The organism is Microbacterium sp. A94 (assembly GCF_051842855.1).
Classification (GTDB): Bacteria; Actinomycetota; Actinomycetes; order Actinomycetales; family Microbacteriaceae; genus Microbacterium.
This window is the reverse complement of the sequence record NZ_JBPXMU010000002.1, coordinates 1-20,428: the sequence shown is the minus strand read 5'-3', so window position 1 is coordinate 20,428 and position 20,428 is coordinate 1. Positions and strand designations below refer to the sequence as shown.

General features: G+C 66.6%; 16 protein-coding genes. 10 read left to right on the top strand and 6 right to left on the bottom strand.

Translation table 11 applies throughout. The annotated features are described in order from the left end of the window. Window positions 1-41: 41 nt before the first annotated feature. Both galK and galT read right to left on the bottom strand, forming a co-directional pair. Complete coding sequence (gene galK / locus ACSU1L_RS06045; RefSeq protein WP_439255062.1) at window positions 42-1,232, bottom strand: galactokinase; 1,191 nt, start codon at window positions 1,230-1,232, stop codon at window positions 42-44. After that, on the bottom strand, window positions 1,229-2,437 hold the full coding sequence (gene galT / locus ACSU1L_RS06040; protein WP_439255592.1) for a galactose-1-phosphate uridylyltransferase: 1,209 nt from the start codon (window positions 2,435-2,437) through the stop codon (window positions 1,229-1,231). The genes galK and galT overlap by 4 nt, the downstream gene beginning before the upstream one ends. A gap of 74 nt (window positions 2,438-2,511) precedes the next feature. Here galT and ACSU1L_RS06035 point away from each other — a divergent pair, with 74 nt between their 5' ends. After that, a complete protein-coding gene (locus ACSU1L_RS06035) occupies window positions 2,512-3,513 on the top strand; it encodes a LacI family DNA-binding transcriptional regulator (protein WP_439255061.1) in 1,002 nt (333 codons plus the stop codon). A 6-nt stretch (window positions 3,514-3,519) separates the two neighbouring features. On the opposite strand, the gene ACSU1L_RS06030 is transcribed toward ACSU1L_RS06035, so the two are convergent. After that, window positions 3,520-4,194, bottom strand: coding sequence for a rhamnogalacturonan acetylesterase (locus tag ACSU1L_RS06030; RefSeq protein ID WP_439255060.1), 675 nt, complete (start codon window positions 4,192-4,194; stop codon window positions 3,520-3,522). Between the two features lie 181 nt (window positions 4,195-4,375). Between ACSU1L_RS06030 and ACSU1L_RS06025 the strand changes: the two genes are divergently transcribed. The 7 genes from ACSU1L_RS06025 (at window position 4,376) to ACSU1L_RS05995 (ending at window position 13,012) form a co-directional block, all read left to right on the top strand. Further along, complete coding sequence (locus ACSU1L_RS06025; protein WP_439255059.1) at window positions 4,376-5,050, top strand: YesL family protein; 675 nt, start codon at window positions 4,376-4,378, stop codon at window positions 5,048-5,050. Window positions 5,051-5,112: 62 nt separating this feature from the next. Further along, window positions 5,113-6,648, top strand: a complete 1,536-nt coding sequence (locus tag ACSU1L_RS06020; protein WP_439255058.1) for an extracellular solute-binding protein — start codon at window positions 5,113-5,115, stop codon at window positions 6,646-6,648. 56 nt (window positions 6,649-6,704) lie between these two features. Then, window positions 6,705-7,676: an ABC transporter permease gene (locus ACSU1L_RS06015; RefSeq protein WP_439255057.1), complete on the top strand. Its 972-nt coding sequence runs from the start codon at window positions 6,705-6,707 to the stop codon at window positions 7,674-7,676. Continuing rightward, complete coding sequence (locus tag ACSU1L_RS06010; protein WP_438254121.1) at window positions 7,676-8,557, top strand: carbohydrate ABC transporter permease; 882 nt, start codon at window positions 7,676-7,678, stop codon at window positions 8,555-8,557. The genes ACSU1L_RS06015 and ACSU1L_RS06010 overlap by 1 nt, the downstream gene beginning before the upstream one ends. After that, window positions 8,554-9,201 (top strand): DUF1961 family protein, encoded by a 648-nt coding sequence (locus ACSU1L_RS06005; protein ID WP_439255056.1) that lies wholly within the window; start codon window positions 8,554-8,556, stop codon window positions 9,199-9,201. Before ACSU1L_RS06010 ends, ACSU1L_RS06005 begins: the two co-directional genes overlap by 4 nt. Further along, the gene (locus ACSU1L_RS06000; protein ID WP_439255055.1) at window positions 9,198-11,867 is read left to right on the top strand and encodes an exo-rhamnogalacturonan lyase family protein; all 2,670 of its coding nucleotides are present in this window, start codon (window positions 9,198-9,200) and stop codon (window positions 11,865-11,867) included. The genes ACSU1L_RS06005 and ACSU1L_RS06000 overlap by 4 nt, the downstream gene beginning before the upstream one ends. A 38-nt stretch (window positions 11,868-11,905) precedes the next feature. Then, complete coding sequence (locus tag ACSU1L_RS05995) at window positions 11,906-13,012, top strand: glycerate kinase (protein ID WP_439255591.1); 1,107 nt, start codon at window positions 11,906-11,908, stop codon at window positions 13,010-13,012. Between the two features lie 34 nt (window positions 13,013-13,046). On the opposite strand, the gene ACSU1L_RS05990 is transcribed toward ACSU1L_RS05995, so the two are convergent. Then, window positions 13,047-14,036, bottom strand: coding sequence for a hypothetical protein (locus ACSU1L_RS05990; RefSeq protein WP_439255054.1), 990 nt, complete (start codon window positions 14,034-14,036; stop codon window positions 13,047-13,049). A gap of 78 nt (window positions 14,037-14,114) precedes the next feature. Further along, window positions 14,115-15,758, bottom strand: a complete 1,644-nt coding sequence (gene pgm, locus ACSU1L_RS05985) for a phosphoglucomutase (alpha-D-glucose-1,6-bisphosphate-dependent) (RefSeq protein ID WP_438254126.1) — start codon at window positions 15,756-15,758, stop codon at window positions 14,115-14,117. 51 nt (window positions 15,759-15,809) lie between these two features. Here pgm and pheA point away from each other — a divergent pair, with 51 nt between their 5' ends. Next, window positions 15,810-16,760 carry a prephenate dehydratase gene (gene pheA, locus ACSU1L_RS05980; protein ID WP_439255053.1) on the top strand — a complete coding sequence of 317 codons (951 nt, stop codon included), beginning with the start codon at window positions 15,810-15,812 and terminating at the stop codon, window positions 16,758-16,760. 179 nt (window positions 16,761-16,939) lie between these two features. On the opposite strand, the gene ACSU1L_RS05975 is transcribed toward pheA, so the two are convergent. Beyond that, the gene (locus tag ACSU1L_RS05975) at window positions 16,940-17,986 is read right to left on the bottom strand and encodes an LLM class flavin-dependent oxidoreductase (protein ID WP_439255052.1); all 1,047 of its coding nucleotides are present in this window, start codon (window positions 17,984-17,986) and stop codon (window positions 16,940-16,942) included. A gap of 224 nt (window positions 17,987-18,210) precedes the next feature. On the opposite strand from ACSU1L_RS05975, the gene ACSU1L_RS05970 reads away from it, so the two are divergent. Further along, a partial coding sequence (locus tag ACSU1L_RS05970) for a collagen-binding domain-containing protein (RefSeq protein ID WP_439255051.1) occupies window positions 18,211-20,428 on the top strand: 2,218 nt, incomplete at its 3' end.

The window sequence follows — 20,428 nt, the reverse complement described above, 5'->3', positions numbered from 1 at the left end:
CGCGACGCATTCCTCTATTCTGCCGTGCCCGCTGGGGTGCGTCAGACGTCGCGGCGGGCGCCGGCGGCGGGAGTCACCGTGAAGATGTTCGGTGCCATGAACCCGGATGCTGCGAAGGCTGCGGTCACGGCATCCGACACTGTCTCGACGGCCGACTGCTCCACCAGCGCGATGGCCGCACCGCCGAATCCGCCACCGGTCATCCGCGCGCCGAGCGCGCCCGCGGCAAGGGCCGTATCGACGGCGACGTCCAATTCGGGAGACGAGATCTCGAAGTCGTCACGCATGGATACGTGCGAGGCGACCAACAGGTCTCCCACAGCGCGCGGTCCCTTCTCGCGGAAGGTGCGCACCGTGTCGAGCACGCGCTGGTTCTCGGTGACGATGTGGCGCACGCGGCGGAAGGTGACCTCGTCGAGCAGTTCGGCTGCCCGGTCAAGGTCGGCGATGCTGACGTCACGCAGTGCCGGGACGCCGAAGGCTGCAGCCCCGCGCTCGCAGGCGGCGCGACGCTCGCCGTATCCGCCGGTGGAGTGGGCGTGGGAGACGCGGGTGTCCATGACGAGGATTGCCAGTCCGGCCTCGGTCATGCTGAGGGGGACGAGGTTGGCATCGAGCGTGCGGCAGTCTAGGAAGAGTGCGGCATCGGGCTCGCCGAGCATCGATGCCATCTGGTCCATGATTCCGGTGGGTGCTCCGACGGCTTCGTTCTCGGAGCGGCGACCGATCTGCGCGAGCGCGGTGCGGTCGAGTCCGGCGTTCCACAGGTCGTTGAGAGCGGATGCCGTGGCACTCTCGATCGCGGCTGAGGAGGACAGGCCTGCTCCGACCGGGACGTCTGAGGCGATGGCGATGTCCACGCCGGTCCCGGTGGCTCCGGCCAGTTGCAGTGCCCAGGCGACGCCGAGCGGGTACGCGGCCCATTCGGCAACGGCGGGTTCGGCGCCGGTCGCAGTGGGGAACAGCGTCGTCAGTTCGTCGAGGGAGACCTCAACCGGCTCAGACGCGAACGTGGATGCGACGCGAATGTGACCGTCCTCCCGCATGCCGACTGCGGCATATGTGCGGTGCGGGATCGCGAACGGCAGCACGAAGCCGTCGTTGTAGTCGGTGTGCTCGCCGATGAGGTTGACGCGGCCCGGAGCCGACCAGACGCCGGCGGGTGCGTGGCCGGTGAGCTGTTCGAAGAGGGCGACGGCCTGGGTGGCGGGTGCCTGTGTGGTGGTGGTCATGCGGTGAGCTCCTCTGCGCTGTCGTTCTTTGCGCTGTGGTTCTCTGCGCGTTCGATTGCCTCGCGGATGCGTGCGGCGCCCTGCTCGGGCGTGACCTCGGCGGCCCAGGCCCACATCGCGGCTTCGGAACCGGCAAGGAACTTCAGCTTGTCGGCTGCACGACGCGGGCTCGTGAGCTGTAGGTGCAGACGCACAGTTTCGCGGCCGACGTTCACCGGGGCCTGATGCCAGGCAGCGATGTACGGGGTGGGGGTCTCATAGAGGGCGTCGACGCCCTTCAGGAGTTTCAGATAGAGCGGGGCGAGCTCATCGCGTTCAGCGACCGTCGTTGCGGCGAAGTCCGGCACGTGACGGTGCGGCATGAGGTGCACCTCCAGTGGCCAGCGAGCGGCGAACGGCACGAAGGCGGTCCAGTGCTCACCGCGGAAGACGACGCGCTCGGAGGCCTGTTCGGACTCGAGGATGCGCTGGTACAGATCGGGTGCCGTGCGCTCGATGCTCTCCAGTGCGCGGGCGGTGCGCGGCGTGACATACGGGTAGGCGTAGATCTGGCCGTGCGGGTGGGGGAGGGTGACGCCGATCGCTTCGCCGCGGTTCTCGAACGGGAAGACCTGCTCGATGCCGGGGATCTGCGACAGCGCCGCGGTGCGATCGGCCCAGGCCTCGATGACGGTGCGGGCGCGCGTGACCGACTGGGTGCCGAAGGAACCGGAGTGGTCAGGGCTGAAGCATACGACCTCGCAACGGCCGACCGAGGTGCGGCTGCGCTCCAGGCCGAGGGCGGCAAGGTCATCGAGTCCGCGCGGCGGGTTCGCGGCGACCGGAACGCCGCCGAAGCCCTCGGGAAGTGCGGGGCCGAAGGCCGGAGAACGGTTCTCGAAGACGGCGACGTCGTAGAGCGACGGGACCTCGGAGGGGTTCGTCGGAGTCTGCGGTGCGAGTGGGTCGGCGTCGGCGCTGGGCATCATGACGCGGTTCTGCCGGTTCGCGGCGACGGTGATCCAGTCGCCGGTGAGCACGTCCAGACGCATGTGCGCTGTGTCCGGACGCGGGTCGAGGGTGCGCGCATCAACCGCGCGTTCGGCGCCAAGGGTCGTGCCGGGGTCGTCGTAGTAGAAAAGCTCTCGGCCGTCGGCGAGCGTAGTGGCTCGTTTGATGACGCCGGCGCTCAGCTCGCTCGTGCACAACTCCTGAGGTTCTTGCATGTTCACGTAAACACGGTACCTTCTCGGCGGTGGTAACGTCAACATTCAGGAGTTGTGAGCGGGAGAGGGGGCGCATGGTGGGGCGAACGGCATCCGGACGGGTATCGATGGCGCAGGTCGCCAGCCGCGCCGGCGTCTCCGGTCAGACCGTGTCGCGGGTCGTGAACGACAGTCCGCGCGTCGACCCGGTCACCCGCACCCGCGTCGAGAAGGTGATGGCAGAACTCGGCTACCGACCCCATCGGGCCGCACGTGCGCTGCGCACCGGGCGCACCCAAACGATCGGTCTCGTCGTGACGACGCTCGCCACGGTCGGCAACTCGCGGATGCTGCAGGCCACCGCGGAAGCTGCCGAACAGCGGGGCTACGCGCTGCTGGTCGTCACCGCCGGCGACTCCGTGGCGACGGCTTTCGACCGGCTTCACGATCAGGGTGTCGATGGTGCGATCGTCCTGAACGAGGCCTCGGCGATGATGCGGGCCGCCGATCCGCCTGAGGGGCTGAGGCTGGTCGTGGTCGACGCGCCCGCGGCTTCGGATCTTCATATCGTGCACAGTGATCACGCCGGCGGCGCAGCCGCGGCGACCAGGAGCCTGCTCGAGCTCGGACACACCGCGGTCTGGCACCTCGCCGGTCCCGAAGACTCTTTCGCGGCGGCCGAGCGTGAGCGCGGGTGGCGCGAGACGATGGAAGCCATCGGTGGCGGGAAAGGCGAGGTAGTACGAGGTGACTGGTCAGCCGATTCCGGGTTCGCTGCCGCCGCTCGCATGACCGAAGCCACTGCCGTCTTCAGCGCGAACGACCAGATGGCGCTCGGCCTCATCCGCGCGCTCGCTGAACAGGGACGGCAGGTTCCGGAGGACGTCAGTGTGATCGGCTTCGACGACGTCCCGGATGCCGCGAACTACCGACCGCCGCTCACCACGATCCGGCAGGACTTCGCGGCGCTCGCGACTGAAGCGGTGGCACGGCTTGTCGCCGAGATCGAGGGAAAAGGGGCGGGTTCTCCGGCATCCAAGCCCGCCACGCTCGTTCCCGCCATGCTCATCGACCGGGCCAGTACTCGGGCGGTGTAGGCGGCGTCAGCTGACGATCGGCGAGCCTTTCGCGGGCTGGTCGCCGTCGCGGCGCTCAATCGCACGCAGAGAACGAGCGACGAACGCTGCGATGCGGTCGGCTCCTTCCGCGCGGAAGTGGGTATCGTCGGCCAGCCCATCCGGCCAGGCGGCCGCCTCGCCCGGAGCAAAATGCGACAGCAGCGTCGTCGACTCGGCGGCACCGAGGTCCTCGTACAGCCAGGCAGTGAAAGCCGCGAGGTCGATGAGCGGGGCGTGAAGCTCCTGAGCGAGATCGCGCACAGCGTTCGGATAGTCGCCGTGCGTCGGAATCAGTCCGCCGGAGTCGTCGAACCACCGACGTTCGCACGATGTACACAGCACGGCGAGACCCGCGCGCTCGCGGACGTCGGCGACCATGCGGCGCAGCCGATCGGTGTAGCCGCCACGCGCGTCGAGCTCCGGCAGCTTCTGGTCGTTGTGGCCGAACTGGATCACGACAGTGTCGCCGGCGCCGACCTCGTCGAGCAGTCCCGCCCATGTGCCCGAAGCCAGAAACGACTCGGTCGTCGCACCGCCGAAGGCCAGATTCCGGACGGGGGCGTCGATGCGTTTCTCCAGAAATTGCCCCCACCCTGACATTGGAGATTCCTGGGGCTTCATCGGGGCGACGGTGGAGTCGCCGGCCAGGTGATAGGTCATCGAAGGGCCTCGCGGTTGGGGTCAGAAATGGATGGAGGTGACAGCAGTGTGACACGGACAGCGTTTTCCCGCACCTGTTGACTCGTTTCAAACGGTGGGCTAGCATCGTCCTCGGAAAGCGCATTCCCGTCCCGAGATTCACGGCGACGACGCGCGTGAAATGCCGATCGATGGAGATCCGATGAACAGCAGAGCCGCATCCAGCGGGTGGGCGTCCCGCGCCCATGCCGCCTGTGACTGGCTGTTCTGGGTGATGACGGTGAACCTGCTCTGGTATGTGTTCACGCTCGCCGGCGGAATCCTCCTGGGGGCGGCCCCTGCCACGGTGGCGGCTGCTGAACTCACGCGACGCCGGCTGCGGGGAGAGGGTTTCCCGGCTATCCGCACTTTCGCGCAGGCGTGGTCGCGTGAGTTTTGGCGCGCGAACGCGGTGCTTGCGCCGGTTCTCATCGTCGGCATGATCCTCGCCGTGAATGCGACCGGCTTCGCCGGTGCCGGAACGCTTGCCGAAGCATCCGGAATCCTTACGCTGGTGGCGCTGACACTCGCGTTCGCGCTGCTGGCCGTGCTCGTGCCGCTCTACGTCCACTACGATTTGCCGCTGCGGGCGTATGTGCTGACGGCATCCCGCTGGATGCTGCGCAATCTCGCACATGTGCTCCTGCTGGTGCTCGCCGCTGTCGTCGTCGTTACCGCGAGTCTGATTCTTCCCGGCATCATCCCCTTCCTCTCGCTCGGCGCGTGGCTCACCATCGACACCGCCCTGTGCCTGGCCTTCTTCGCCGCGAACGACCGGCAGCTCGCTGAAACCGAAACGGAAACCGACGCTGACGCCGTTCCCGTCGCAGCCGGCTGACCCATTCTGATCCGACCAATCCCACCCTGCACCCTTGCAGCAGCACGAACGAAGGAGTTCACATGAAGCACATCAAAAAATTCAGCGGTCTGGCCCTCATCACCGCCGGCGCGGTCGTTCTGGCCGGTTGCTCGGCCGGGGGAGCGGCCGAAGGAAACGGTGAAGCCGCCGAGCTGGAGAGCTTGTCGATCATGGCCCCGTATCTCGTCACGAATGCGCCGGCCGACGGCAACGAGGTCCTCGCGGCCCTCGAGGGCATCGCCGGCGTGGAGCTCGACATCACCTGGGTGCCCAACTCGTCGTACCTGGACAAGACCAACATCACGCTCGCCGGGGATGACATCCCACAGGTCATGATCATCCAGGGCAAGGACCCGGGCTTCGTCCGCAATGCCGAGGCCGGCGCCTTCTGGGATCTCACGGATTACTTGGACGACTACCCCAACCTGAAGACGACCTTCCCGGAGGTGCAGCACGCCGCGAGCGTGAACGGCAAGGTGTACGGCATCTTCCGGGCCCGTGACGTCATGCGCGCGGCCGTCATCATCCGCAAGGACTGGCTGGCCAACGTCGGACTCGAGACGCCGGAGACCACTGAAGACCTCTACGAGGTCGCCAAGGCGTTCACCGAGCAGGACCCGGATGGCAACGGCGCCGATGACACCTACGGCCTGATCATTCCCAAGTGGCCGGGTGCGATCGGCAGCAACAGCCCCTACGACGTCATCGAGACGTGGTTCGGCGCGGGCAACCGGTGGACCGAGCGCGATGGCGAGCTGGTGCCGAGCTTCACCACCGACGAGTGGCTCGACGCCGTGGAGTATGAGAAGGAACTTGTCGACGGGGGATACGTCAACCCGGACTACACGACGTTCGACTCGGCGACCTGGAATGAGCCCTTCCTGAATGGCAAGGGCGGCATCATCATCGACGTGCACTCGCGTGCCGGTCAGCTGATGAACCTGCTCAAGGAATCCGACCCTGACGGCTTCGACCAGTACGTTGACATCGCCGGCAACCTGACCGGCCCCGACGGGGAGCTGCACGCTCACCCGACCACCGGCTACAGCGGGTTCCTGGCGATCCCGAAGACGAACGTGCGCACCGGGGCGGAGCTGCGCGCCGTGCTGGAAGTGCTCGACAAGCTGAACTCGGCCGAGGCCGGACCCATCCTCAACAACGGCATCGAAGGCGAGACCTACACGTTGGACGGCGATCTCGCTGTCGCCGTCGACGACGCTCCGCAGGAGTTGAAGGATGCCGTGCTCAGCTACAGCCAGCTGGGAATGAACGTCACGGGATTCCAGGGCTATCTCCCCCAGCAGGCCACAGAGTACGAGCAGGAGATGTACGACAAGCGCAAGCAGATCGAGGCATCCGACACCGAGCACGCGGTGTATGACGAGGCCGCGGCCTACGTCTCGCAGACCTACGTCTCCAAGGGGGCTCAGCTGGACGTGATCGTCTCGGATGCGCGCATCCAGTACATCGCCGGCCAGATCGACCTCGACGGTCTCAAGGACGCGGTTGCGCTGTGGCGCAGCAGCGGCGGAGACGACATCATCGCCGAGATCAATGAACTGAGCAGCCAGAACTGACCGAACGAGGGGCGGATGCGGGTTGCATCCGCCCCTCCACACCGATAGGAGATCGCGTGGTCGTTCTGGACACACGCCCCGTCACTCAGACGGAGGCGCTCACCGTTCCGACCCCGAAGCGTCGTCGACGCGCACGGGTTCATTTCACCCAGTTCAAGTGGCTCTATCTGATGCTGCTGCCGGGGATCATCTACTTCGTGGTCTTCCGGTACGGGCCGATGGGCGGCGCGGTCATCGCGTTCAAGGACTACGTCCCTTTCCTCGGCATCGCCGACAGCCCCTGGGTGGGCTTCAAGCACTTCGAGGATCTGTTCGCCAGTCCCGACTTCGGGAGGATCATGGCGAACACCCTGATCCTCGCGCTGCTGAGCGTCGTCGTGGCCTTCCCGCTGACGATCGTCGTCGCGCTTTTGCTCAACGAGCTGCGCGTCAACATGGTCAAGCGCTCCGTGCAGACCCTGATCTACATCCCGCACTTCCTGTCGTGGACCGTCGTCGCGTCGCTGACCTATCTGCTGTTCGCCCTGGACATCGGCCCGCTGACGCAGCTGATCAATGGTCTGTTCGGCACAGACACGAGCTTCCTCACCGATCCGGCGTGGTTCCGGCCGATCATCGTCCTCCAGGACATTTGGAAGAACACCGGCTGGGGCACCATCATCTTCCTCGCCGCGCTCGCGAGCGTCGACCAGGAGCAGTATGAGGCGGCGATCATCGACGGGGCCGGGAGATTCCAGCGCGTCTGGCATGTCACGCTCCCCGCTATCCGCCCGACGATCATCATCCTGCTCGTGCTGCAGATGGGGCAGGTGCTCAACACCGGATTCGAGCAGATCTATCTGATGACTAACTCGCTCAACCGCCAGGTGGCGGACGTCTTCGACACCTACGTGTACTTCATGGGCATCACCCAGGGCTCCTACAGCTACAGCACCGCGGTCGGCCTGTTCAAGGCGGTCGTCGGAGTGGTGCTGATCTTCGGGGCGAACTGGCTCGCCAAACGCTTCAACCAGACGGGGATCTTCTGATGGCACGCGAGAAGTACCGGTTCAATACCCCGGGTGGCAAGGTCTTCGACGTCTTCAACGTCGTGCTGCTCACGGCCGTCGGCATCGTCGCACTGATCCCGTTCGTCTACGTCATCGCGGGTTCCTTCGCCACCGAGCTCGAGCTCGCCACCCGGTCGTTCTTCGTGTGGCCGGAGACGTTCAGCCTGCGGGCCTACGAGTCGATCCTGACGAGCCCCACGTTCCTGCGTGCGATGGTCACGACGATCGGGGTGACCGTGGTCGGAACGCTGGTCCAGCTGTTTCTCACCGCTTCGATGGCCTATCCGCTGTCGAAGGGAAACCTGCCCGGGCGGCGCACGCTGCTGTCGCTCATCGTGTTCACGATGGTCTTCTCCGGTGGAATGATCCCGACGTTCCTCGTCGTCAAAGACCTGGGGATGCTGGATACGTACTGGGCGCTGATCCTGCCGATGGCGATCAATCCGTTCAGCCTCATCATCATCAAGAACTTCTTCGAGCAGCTCCCGGGCGAGCTCGAGGAGTCCGCGAAGATCGACGGGGCGAACGAGATGCAGGCGCTGTGGAGCATCATCCTCCCGCTTTCCAAGCCGGTGCTCGCCACCTTCGCGCTGTTCTATGCCGTGGGTATCTGGAACGACTTCATGTCGCCGCTGCTGTACCTCAACGACAACTCGATGTGGACGCTGCAGATGTTCCTGCGTCAGGTGACAGTCGCCACAGATCTGTCGATGTTGGAGGCAGGCCCCGGTCAGATGCCGCCGGCGCAGGGGATCAAATTCGCCGTGATCGTTGTGGCGACTCTGCCCATCCTGCTGTTCTACCCGTTCCTGCAGAAACACTTCGCCAAGGGCATGCTGATCGGTTCGGTGAAGGGATGACGGCTCTGCTGTATGCGAATCCGTTGGCTTCGCCTGAGGATCTCGCCGGCTGGGTGGTTGAAGGGCCGATGGCAGCATCTGCAGATGCGGACGGGGTGCTGCTGTCCAGCAGTGGAGGCATCGACGAGCACTGGACGCTGTGGTGCCCCGAGGTGTTTGGGGACCGCATTCGCATCAGTTGGGAGATGTCGCCACGCAGCGAGCCGGGCCTGGCGATGCTGTTCTTCGGAGCGGCAGCGACTGCCGGTGGCGGGATCTTCGACGACGGCCTCGCCCCGCGCACGGGGGCGTATCCGCAGTATCACTCCGGAGACATCCGCACCCTGCATGTGTCCTACTTCCGCCGGCGTTGGGAAGACGAACGCGCCTTCCACACCTGCAATCTGCGCAAGTCGCCCGGATTCCATCTGGTCAGTCAGGGTGCCGACCCGCTGCCATCCGTCGAGGACGCACGTGGCGATTTTTATCGCATCTGCGTCATCAAGGATGGCGCCCGCGTGACCTTCTCAATAGACGACCTCGTCCTTTTCGAGTGGACCGACGACGAATCGACCGGTCCGCGGGTGCGCGACGGCCGCATCGGATTCCGACAGATGTCCCCGCTGACCGCCTGCTACCGAAACCTTGAGGTGCATTCGCTATGACCGCCCCCGCTCTTGTCGTTCCCCTGCGCTGGCTCGATGACGTCGCGCCGAAAACGCTGCCGTCGGGTGTCACCTGGGGCGCGCCGCTTCCCCGGGGAAGCGTGGGGTCGGTCTCCGAACTCCGCCTCCGCCGTGACGGTGAGAACGTGCCGGGCCAGTTCTGGCCGCTTGCGACCTGGCCGGACGGGTCGGTGAAGTGGACCGGCGCCGCGCTCGGCGCCATGGGTGACGTCGGCGCCGCGGGTGACGTCGGCTCGGGTGACGTCGGCGAGTACGAGATCGTGGCCGATGCCCCATCCGCCGCCCCCGCGCATGATCGCCCGGTGCGGGTGCACCGAGCGGCCGACCTCGTCGTCGTGGACAACGGTGTGATCACCGTGGAAATCGGCGTGCCGCAGCAGGACAGATCGGTCGAGGGGCTCATCCGGACAATCACGCGGGACGGCGTCGTGATCGCCGAAGACGTGCGCCTGGTCAGCCTGAGGCAGGACGAAATCGCGGAGGACGGCGGCGGCGCGCCGCGCGAACACTTCCGCTCACTCATCTCGCTGGTCGATGTCGAGCAGGAGGGTCCCATCCGAGCGGTCGTGCGGATCGAGGGGACGCACCGGGCGGAGTCGGGCGAGCGGGAGTGGCTGCCGTTCGTCGTGCGGCTCGTCCTGGTCGCCGGTTCCGAGGAGATCCGCGTCGTGCACACGGTGATCTGGGACGGTGACGGCGAGGTCGACTTCCTCACCGGGCTCGGTCTCCGGGCAGGGGTGCCACTGCGGGCGCCATTGCACGACCGACATGTCCGGTTCGCCGGCGCCGATGGTGGCTTCTTCTCCGAGGCGGTGCGCGGACTCACCGGACTCCGCCGTGACCCTGGTGCCGAGGTTCGTGCCGCGCAGATCCGAGGCGTGGCGACGCCGCCGACCGCGGGGTGGAACCCGGAGGTGTCCGAACGGCTGGATCTCATCCCGGCATGGTCGGATGCCACGCTCACCCAGCTCAGCGCCGACGGTTTCGGCATCCGCAAGCGCACGGCTCCCGGTCACGCGTGGATCAGTGCTGGTGCCGGTACGCGGGCGGAAGGCTTCGTCTCGGTCAGCGATCCGGGTGGCGGTCTCGGCGTCGGGGTACGGGGCTTCTGGCAATCGCATCCCGGTCAGCTCGACATCCGGGGCGCGGCATCCGACCGAGCAGAGGTCACAGCGTGGCTGTACGCGCCGGAGGCGCAGCCCATGGACGTCCGGTTCTATCACGACGGCCTCGGCCAGGACGACTTCGCGACGCAGCTCGAGGCGCTCGAGATCACCTATGAGGACTACGAGCCGGGCTTCGGGGAGGCGCAGGGCATCGCGCGCACCCACGAGCTCACACTGTTCGCCTATGCGGCGACCCCGTCGATCGAACGCGTGGCCGAGGATGTGGCGCGGGTGCAGACTCCTCGGCTGCTGCAACCGACTCCCGCGCACTTGAATGCGGTCGGTGTGTTCGGCGACTGGGCGCCGATTGACCGGTCGACGCCGCTGCGCGGGGAGATCGAAGACAGCATCGATTTTCTCCTGGACTTCTATCTCGGGCAGATCGGACAGCGCAGCTGGTACGGCTTCTGGGATTACGGCGACGTCATGCACGCCTACGACCCCGACCGTCACGTGTGGCGATACGACGTCGGCGGCTACGCCTGGGACAACAGTGAGCTCTCACCAGATCTCTGGCTCTGGTACTCGTACCTGCGCAGCGGTCGTGCCGACGTGTTCCGGCTCGCCGAGACGATGACCCGGCATACCGGCGAGGTAGACGTCTATCACCTGGGCCGGTGGAAGGGCCTCGGGTCGCGGCATAACGTGCAGCACTGGGGATGCAGCGCCAAGCAGTTGCGCATCAGCAGCCCGATCTACCGGCGCATCTTCCACTATCTGACCGCGGACGAGCGCGTCGGCGACCTGCTCACCGAGCTGCGCGACAGCGATCAGCGCTTCCTCGACACCGATCCCACCCGAAAGGTGCGCTCGGATGCGGCGACCTATCGACCGGATCGCTCCGCGCTCGCCGTCGGGCTCGGGACGGACTGGGGTGCGCTGGCGGCGACGTGGCTCACCGACTGGGAGCGCACCGGCGACGAGCGTTCCCGAGACCGACTGCTGGGCACAATGGCGGACATCGGCGCGCTTCCGCACGGATTCCTCACCGGTGAGGCCCTCTACGACCTCGACTCCGGGCGGTTCGACACGACTCGCGAGCGCATCTCGGTGTCGCATCTGAGCGCGGTGTTCGGCCTTGTCGAGGTGTGCAGCGAGCTGATCGACCTCGTGGACGTGCCCGGGTTCCGGAAAGCGTGGCTGGAGTACTGCCGCCTGTATTTGGCAACGCCCGAGGAGCAGGTCGCTGCCGTCGGAGCTCCGCTCACCGGCATCCATCTCGAACAGGCGCACAGCCGGCTGACGGCGTACGTTGCGGCGAGCACCGGCGATGCGGATCTTGCGGATCTGGCCTGGCAGGCGTTCGAAGGAGTCGGGGAGTGGTTGGTTCATCGGCGCGACTTCACACTGAATCGGGTGGAGGCGCCATACGTTCTCAACCCCGTGGATGAGGCGCCCAGTGTGTCGACGAACGATGCGGCCCAGTACGGCTTGGCGGCGATTCAGAACCTCGCCCTGATCGGAGATCGTCTGCGCTGAGCGGAGCACTTCTGCCCCGTAGGCTCGAAACCATGGCAATGAAGGTCGTACTCGCACCGGACAGCTTCAAGGGATCCATCACTGCGGCGGATGCTGCGCAGGCGCTCGCCGCGGGGTGGGCATCTGTCGATGGCAGCGCCGACTTCGTCATGCGTCCGATGGCGGACGGCGGCGAGGGCACGGTGGCCGCGTTCGCCGCGGGCGTGCCAGGTGCGGTGCGGATGCCGGTACGTGTGGACGGTCCCGCCGGAGTGCCGGTGGATGCCGAGTGGCTGCTGCTGCCGCCGACGGACGGCGCACCGGGAGGAACTGGGGTGATCGACCTGGCATCGACCTCCGGCATCGAGCTGGTTGATGCGCTGCGCCCCTTCGACGCCGACACGACCGGATTCGGCCAGGCGATTGTCGCCGCGCTTGATCATGGCGTCTCTCGCCTGGTGCTCGGCATCGGATCTAGTGCGTCGACGGATGGTGGGACCGGGCTGCTGACCGCGCTCGGCGCGTGTTTCGCTGATGCCGCCGGGCTGCCGATCGCGCCCGGCGCGCGCGGACTGCTGGAGCTCGCCGCCGTCGATCTTGCGGGGCTGCGCCCGGCTCCTGAGGTCCTCGTTCTCTCGGATGTGACGAACCCGCTGGTCGGGTCGCACGGTGCTGCAGCAGTGTTCGGCCCGCAGAAGGGGCTGACTGACGCGGTGGATATCGTGCGCGTCGATGCCGCTCTGGTGCGTCTCGCCAAGCTGCTCGGCGCGGACTCGCAGCTGCCGGGCTCGGGCGCCGCCGGAGGCGCCGGCGGTGCACTGGCCCGCTGGGGTGCCGAACTCTCTCCCGGTGCCGGTGAAGTCGCCCGACTGATCGGACTGGAAGAAGCTGTCACCGATGCCGACATCGTGGTGACCGGCGAGGGATCCTACGATGGTCAGTCCGGCGACGGCAAGGTGCCCTCGTTCGTCGCCGGGGTCGCAGCTCGCGCGGGGGTGCGCGCCGCCGTCGTCGCCGGGCGGATCACCTCAGACGCGGACACGGCGCTGTTCGAGGCATCCATCTCACTCACGGATCTTGCCGGCTCCGCACACGCCTCTCAGACAGAGCCAGCGCGCTGGCTTCATGCGGCCGGTGCTGCGCTCGCGAACGACTTCGCCCGCTGAGGCCAGAGGAAACCGGGACCTGCCGGCGATGGTGTCAGATGAAGGGTCGCACGTCGAGGATGGAACGGAGCGAGAATCCGCCCGTATCGATCATGTCCGGCAGTTGCACGGCAAGCTCAGCCACCAGCCCGATGCGCGCCTGGACGACGTGTAGATCACCTTCGGCGGCATCCGGAGCCGACAAAGCGGCCGCGGCACGGTCGGCAAGCTTCTCGCACGCCGCAGTGACCTCTGCTGCTCGGTGACCGTCGCGCGCCGAACGCCCTACGGAATAGACCCAGTCGAGCTGTCGAAATCCCCACGCGTCGAGCGAGTCGTCGTCGGAGGGCAGCACAGTCGCGGTCTGGTGCAGCAGCAGAAGCCCTGTGTCAACGACGCCAGAAGGATGCGGCCACGCGCGCCCGAGCCACTCATAGAGAAAATGCATGTGGAAACTGCAGCCGAGATTGCCGAACAAGCCGGGGTCCTCGTCGACGGCCCCCATTCGATCGCGGAGCCAGAGCCCTGTCTCGCCATCGGCGTGTTCGTCCAGCCAGCCCAAGTACCGGTCAAGCCATCGGGTGCGCTCGTTCTCGTCGGCGCCAGCACATACAACGCCGATGGCGAGGAGTCCTGCCGCCTCGTGGGACGCGGGCCACGGCTGATCCCAGTCGAGTCCGGCGAGGAAGGGGGCGGCCGCCTCTGGGCGCAGCAGGTCTTGCAAGCGTGCGGGGACCGGCGGTAGCTCGCCAAGCACCATGAGCGTCGTCAGCGCGGTGGCAGCGCGGTGGATCTCGCCATGAGTCGGATCCGCGAACAATCCATCTGCTGTCGCGAACGAGTTCACGCTCCGGCGCAGAGCTTCCGCTTCGGATCCCCCGGGACGGTCGCCGAGCGCAATCCTGATGCCGACGGCGGCTGCCGTTCCGTACAGATCCGGGGCGGTGCCGCCGCGGTGGCGAGCGTACCCGTCTGCCTGGCGACTCTCCGCTACCCGCTCGTGCACCTTGCTAAGAAACCCGCCGAAGCCGGAAGCGCAGACCATAAATCACCGTTCTCGAGATGGCTCGTCGCGAGCGCAGTTTTCGCAGCGGCGTCTATCGCCGGTGCGGGGTGATCAACCTCAGCCGCCCAGCGCCGCCGACACCACGGCTCGGGCCTCAGCCTGCACCTCGGCGAGGTGTTCAGCTCCGAGCAGGCTCTCGGCGTAGAGCTTGTAGACGTCTTCAGTGCCGGAGGGGCGGGCGGCGAACCAGGCATTCTCGGTCTGCACCTTGAGGCCACCGATCGCGGCGCCGTTGCCCGGCGCGTGTGACAGCTTTTCGAGGATCTGCTCGCCGGCCAGCGTCTTGGCCGTGACGGACTCGGGTGCCAGTCGCGCGAGTGTCGCCTTCTGCTCGGGTGTGGCCGGCGCGTCGACGCGCTGATAAGCGGATGCCCCGAACGCCTGCTCCAGTTCGGCATAGCGCTCGGACGGGCTCTTGCCGGTGACCGCGATGATCTCGGCGGCGAGCAGGCACAGCAGGATGCCGTCCTTGTCGGTCGACCAGACCGTACCGTCCTTGCGGAGGAACGAGGCCCCAGCAGATTCCTCGCCGCCGAACGCGACAGATCCGTCGAGCAGACCCGGTACGAACCACTTGAATCCGACGGGAACTTCCAGCAGCCGTCGGCCCAGCGACTCAGCAACCCGGTCGATGATCATCGACGAGACCAGGGTCTTGCCGATCGCGGCATCCCGAGGCCAGTCAGCGCGGTGCGAGAACAGGTAGTCGATCGCGACGGCGAGGTAGTGGTTGGGGTTCATGAGCCCGGCATCCGGGGTCACGATCCCGTGCCGATCGGCGTCGGCGTCGTTTCCGGTGAGCACGTCGAAATCACCGCGGCGCGCGACGAGGGATGCCATCGCGTTCGGCGACGAAGGATCCATCCGGATCTTCTCGTCCCAGTCCAGCGTCATAAACCGCCAGGTCGGATCGACCTCGCGGTTGACGACGATCAGGTCCAGTTCGTACATCTCCTGGATCAGCGACCAGTATTCGACGGATGCTCCGCCCAGGGGATCTGCGCCGATGCGGATGCCGGCCTTCTTGATGGCATCCACGTCGATGATGCTGGCGAGGTCGCGCACGTAGGCGTCGCGGAAATCGTAGCTGGGCAGTGCGTCCCAGTCGAGGTCTGCGAAGCTCGCGGCCTTGACGCCCTCCATGCCGCCCTCGATGAGTTCGTTCGCCCGGGCGGCGATCCAACTGGTGGCATCCGTGTCGGCGGGGCCGCCGTGCGGCGGGTTGTACTTGAAACCGCCATCGCGGGGCGGGTTGTGCGAAGGGGTGACGACGATGCCGTCGGCGCGGCCGGCGGCGTTCGGCGAAAGGGCGCGGTTGTGCGTGAGAATCGCGTGGCTGAGAGCCGGGGTCGGCACGTAGGAATCGCGTGAGTCGACGCGTACGTCGATGCCGTTGGCGATGAGCACCTCGATGGCCGTGCGCTCGGCGGGCAGCGACAGGGCGTGGGTGTCACGGCCGAGGAAGAGAGGACCGGTGATGCCCTGCGACGCCCGATACTCGACGATTGCCTGGGTGGTGGCGAGGATGTGCTGCTCGTTGAAACTGTTCGTCAACGACGAGCCGCGGTGGCCGCTCGTTCCGAAGGCGACGCGCTGTGCTGCCACGGACGGATCCGGGCGCCGATCGTAGTACGCGGCGATCAGTTCGTCGACGTCAATGAGGTCACTTTGCTCCGCGGGGAGGCCGGCACGGCTGGTCATGGTTCCAGTCTGCCCCGATCTCGGCTTCTGCGCATCATCTGCGGGGCTAAGGTGAAACCCGTGACTGAACGTCGTACCTACAGCTACCTCGGCCCTGCGGGAACCTTCACGGAAGCAGCACTCGATCAGGTGGCTGCCGCGCGAGGCCAGCAGTGGCGTGCCGTTCACAACGTCGGTGAGGCGCTCGCCGATGTGCTGGAGGAGCGCAGTTACGCCGCGATGATCGCGATTGAGAACTCCATCGAGGGTGGAGTTTCGACGACGCAGGATGCTCTGGCCACTCTGCCGGGATTGCGCATCATCGGCGAGTACCTGGTGAAGGTGAACTTCGTCCTGGTGGCGCCGCGCGGCACGAAGATCGAGGATGTCTCCGCGATCGCCGCCCACCCGGTCGCCTACGCCCAGTGCCACGGTTGGTTGGGCAAGAACCTCCCGAACCACTCCCATGTCCCGGCGGCCAGCAACGTGGCATCCGCTATTGGCGTTCTAGAGGGAACGACGCCCGCGCAGGCTGCGATTGCGCCTCCCGGGATCGTTGCGCACTACGACGTCGATGTGCTGGCATCCGAGATCGGCGACAACACCGCCGCCGTCACGCGCTTCGTTCTCGTGACGCGGACCACGACGCCGCCGGACCCGACCGGAGCCGACAAGACGTCGCTGATCGTCGAGCTTCCCAACGATCGCCCGGGCGCGCTGCTTGATCTGCTCGAGCAGTTCTCGACGCGCGGCATCAACCTGTCGTTGATCGAGTCACGGCCGATCGGCGATGAGTTGGGGCGGTACCGGTTCGTGCTCGATGCGGATGGGCATGTGCAGGATGAGCGGATGGCGGATGCGCTGCTCGGCATCCGTCGGTTCAGCCCCCGTGTGGTCTTTCTCGGTTCGTATCCGCGGGCCGATCGGCAGATCGTGCACTATCCGGAGCGGTACGCCGACGACGTCTTCGTCGAAGCGCGCGACTGGTTGCGCGACCTGCTTTCCGGCGCGCCGGGAGAGTAGCTGGACCTGCTCGCTCGCCGCGGGAGGTGCGGGGCGCGGTGGGCTCGGCGCGGGAGGTGTCGCGAGTGGCCGCTTCAGCCTGCTGAGAGCGGCCAGATGCGACACCTGCTGGATGCGGCGACTCGGTGAGGTGTCGCAAGTGGCCGCTTAATGCTGGGCCAAGCGGCCGAATGCGACCCCTACAGAGCGGCCGCGATGAGTTCGAGCGTTGCGGTGCGGCCGGGTGCGGCATCCATCGGCTCTGATTCGAAAACGCCCGCGACGGGCGAGAGCATGACCTCATCGACGCCGTATCGGGTCGCGAACTCGCGCGTCTCGGCGGCCACCGTCTCACCTGTGCCGACGAACCAGCGCGAGCGGGCGGCCGCGATGACCTCATCGGTGGCGGGGTCGGTTGCGGCGGCGAGTGCTTCTTCCACTGTTTCCAGCGCGACGAGGGGTTTGTTCAAGCGCAGGCGGGCCATCATCCGCAGCTGGGGAAGGGCACGGCGCTCGGCCTCTTCAGCAGTGGCGGCGGCGACGGCGTTGACGGTGAGGAACGTGCGCGGCTGCGGGTGCTCTTCGCTGGGCTGGTACCCGGTGCGGTAGAGGTCGAGCGCGCGCTCGAGGCCATGGCCGGAGAAATGGTTCGCGAAGACATAGGGCAGGCCGTGGGATGCTGCGAGCTGGGCGGAGTAGTCGCTCGAGCCGAGCAGCCACACCTCGGGCGTGCTGGTCGCCGCCGGGGTGGAGTGCACGGTGTAGTTGCCGCCGGACGTGAAGCGCACGGTCGCGCCGTCGCCGGCGAGTAGAGCGCGGATGTCCTCGATGTTGCGGGGGAACTGTTCGACATCGCTCGTGGTGCCAGAACCGCGCAGCAGTTGCGTGATGACCGGGTCGCTTCCGGGGGCGCGGCCGAGGCCGAGGTCGATGCGCCCCGGCGCGATGGCTTCGAGGGCGGCGAATTGCTCGGCGACGATGAGCGGTGCGTGGTTGGGCAGCATGACGCCGCCGGATCCGAGCCGCATGCGCTGCGTGCGTCCGGCAGCTGCCGCGATGAGGACCGGGGGAGTGGTGGATGCCACGGCCGGCATGTTGTGGTGCTCGGCGAACCAGTAGCGCCGGTAGCCGAGCCGGTCTGCAGCCTCAGCGAGTGCGAGGGAGGAAGCGATCGCCTCGGCACTGGTCTGGCCGGTGTGCACGGGGACGAGATCGAGGACGGAGAGGGCAGGGGCTGAGGCAGTCATCATTTGGTGTAACTCGGAAGCGCGGGTAGGCATTCCCATTCTGTGTTGCGGATGCCTGAGGCGTGTAGCGGGTGGCTCTGTGAGAGCGCTCCCAGATTGTGTGGTACTCTCTGGACGCCAAGGGGGGCTTTGGTGTGTTCGACGCGAATCGCGTCGCCGATCACACGAAGATGCGATCGAATGCAATGGGGCTGTGCGCAAAGCGCACAGAAGGGGAATCACACATGAAGTTACGTCATTTGGCGCGCGCTGGCGCATTCGGGCTGAGCGCCGCCGTGGTGGTCGGTGGATCGCTGATGCTGACGGCGCCGGCGCACGCTGCGGTCACCTCCATCAATCCGTTCGCGGGCAGCGACGGATTCACCGTCGTCACGATGGGCGATGCGGAACTCGGAAACGGCGAGATCGAGGGATCGATCGCCGTGACGGGGACGATCTCCGCTTCGAAGCAGAACTATCCCATTCGGCATCAGGCCGCCGGTTCCGGCGATTACACGATCCCGACTGTCGATGGTGTGCCGACGCGTGTGCTGGCCGGCGGGTTCGGCGGCGCTGCGGGTACTGGCATTGCGATCACTAATCAGAACGCACCCGCTGATGGTCACAACGACCTTGGTATCGCCAAGCTGGTCTCGATCGAAGGCCTCAACGCCACACAGCGCGGCTCCTGGACTCGAGTGAGCACGGGAGATCCGAACAGCGCGGCGGTCCTCGACCTTGAGGCGTTGCCTTTCGTCGACGCGAATGCGTCGCTCGCCGCTATCACTACGCAGCTCGACTCGGTCGAGGCGTACCTCGATTTTCCGGCGTATGACGTGGCGCAGCAGTGCCTCGCAGCGGGGTATGCCTCTGCGGGGGCGGCAGATCCGGCCGACCAGCTGATGCACATCGTTGGTCCGAACTTGCAGGGAAGCATGGCCATGCCAGGGCCCTTCGCCGAGGACAAGCCGAACGTCTTCGAATACGCCGACTTCGTCGGAGCCAACCCGATCAAGCCGGACAACCTCGGCGGATGGATTCCGTCGGCGGATGCTCCGCTGATCATTCGTGTTCCGGCCGGTACGACCACCGTGCAGGGGATCCTGATCGAGGGCTGGAGCCCGAGCCTCGACGCGCAGCAGGATTACGCGCAGTACGTCATGTACGACCTGTCTGAGGTCACTGGTGCTGTCACGATCGATGGCGTCGAGATCGGTGCCATCTTCGCACCGAATGCCGACGTCACCTTCACGGGTTCGCGCACGCAGAACGGTCAGTGGGTTACGCGCGATCTGACGACACACGGTGGTGGTGAGATCCACCACTACGCCTTCGGTGGCAATATCCTCTGCGATTTCGAGGATGAGCCCGCCGTGGATGCTGCTGACGCGTCGGATGCTGTTGACGCTGCGGACGCGACGGATGCTGTTGACGCGACTGACGCGACTGACGCGACTGACGCGACTGACGCGACTGATGCGACCGACGCTGCGGATGCTGTTGACGCGACTGACGCGACGGACGCTGCTGACGCCACGGATGCTGCTGACGCGACTGATGCTGCTGACGCGACGGACGCTGCTGACGCGACGGACGCTGCTGACGCGACGGACGCTGCTGACGCGACGGACGCTGCTGACGCGACGGACGCGACGGACGCTGCTGACGCGACGGATGCTGCGGACGCGACGGATGCTGCGGACGCGACGGATGCTGCTGACGCGACGGATGCTGCGGACGCGACGGATGCTGCTGACGCGACGGATGCTGCGGACGCGACGGATGCTGCGGACGCGACCGATGCTGCGGATGCCACCGATGCAACTGACGCGACTGACGCTGCTGACGCGACTGACGCGACTGACGCGACTGACGCGACTGACGCGACTGACGCGACTGACTCGACTGACGCGACTGACGCGACTGACTCGACTGACTCGACTGACGCGGACGCTGCTGACGCTGCTGACGCGACGGATGCTGCTGACGCGACGGATGCTGCTGACGCGACGGATGCTGCTGACGCGACGGATGCTGCTGACGCGACGGATGCTGCTGACGCGACGGATGCTGCTGACGCGACGGATGCTGCTGACGCCACGGATGCTGCGGACGCGACCGATGCCGCGGATGCCACCGACGCGACTGACGCGACCGATGCTGCTGACGCTGCTGACGCAACGGACGCAACGGACGCTGCTGACGCCACGGATGCTGACGCGACTGACGCGACTGACGCAACGGACGCTGCTGACGCTGCTGACGCTGCTGACGCTGCTGACGCTGCTGACGCTGCTGACGCTGCTGACGCTGCTGACGCTGCTGACGCTGCTGACGCTGCTGACGCTGCTGACGCTGCTGACGCTGCTGACGCTGCTGACGCTGCTGACGCTGCTGACGCTCCCACCGCTGCCGCCTCTGCCGACACTGCCGGCGCTGCTGACGCTGCTGACGCTGCTGACG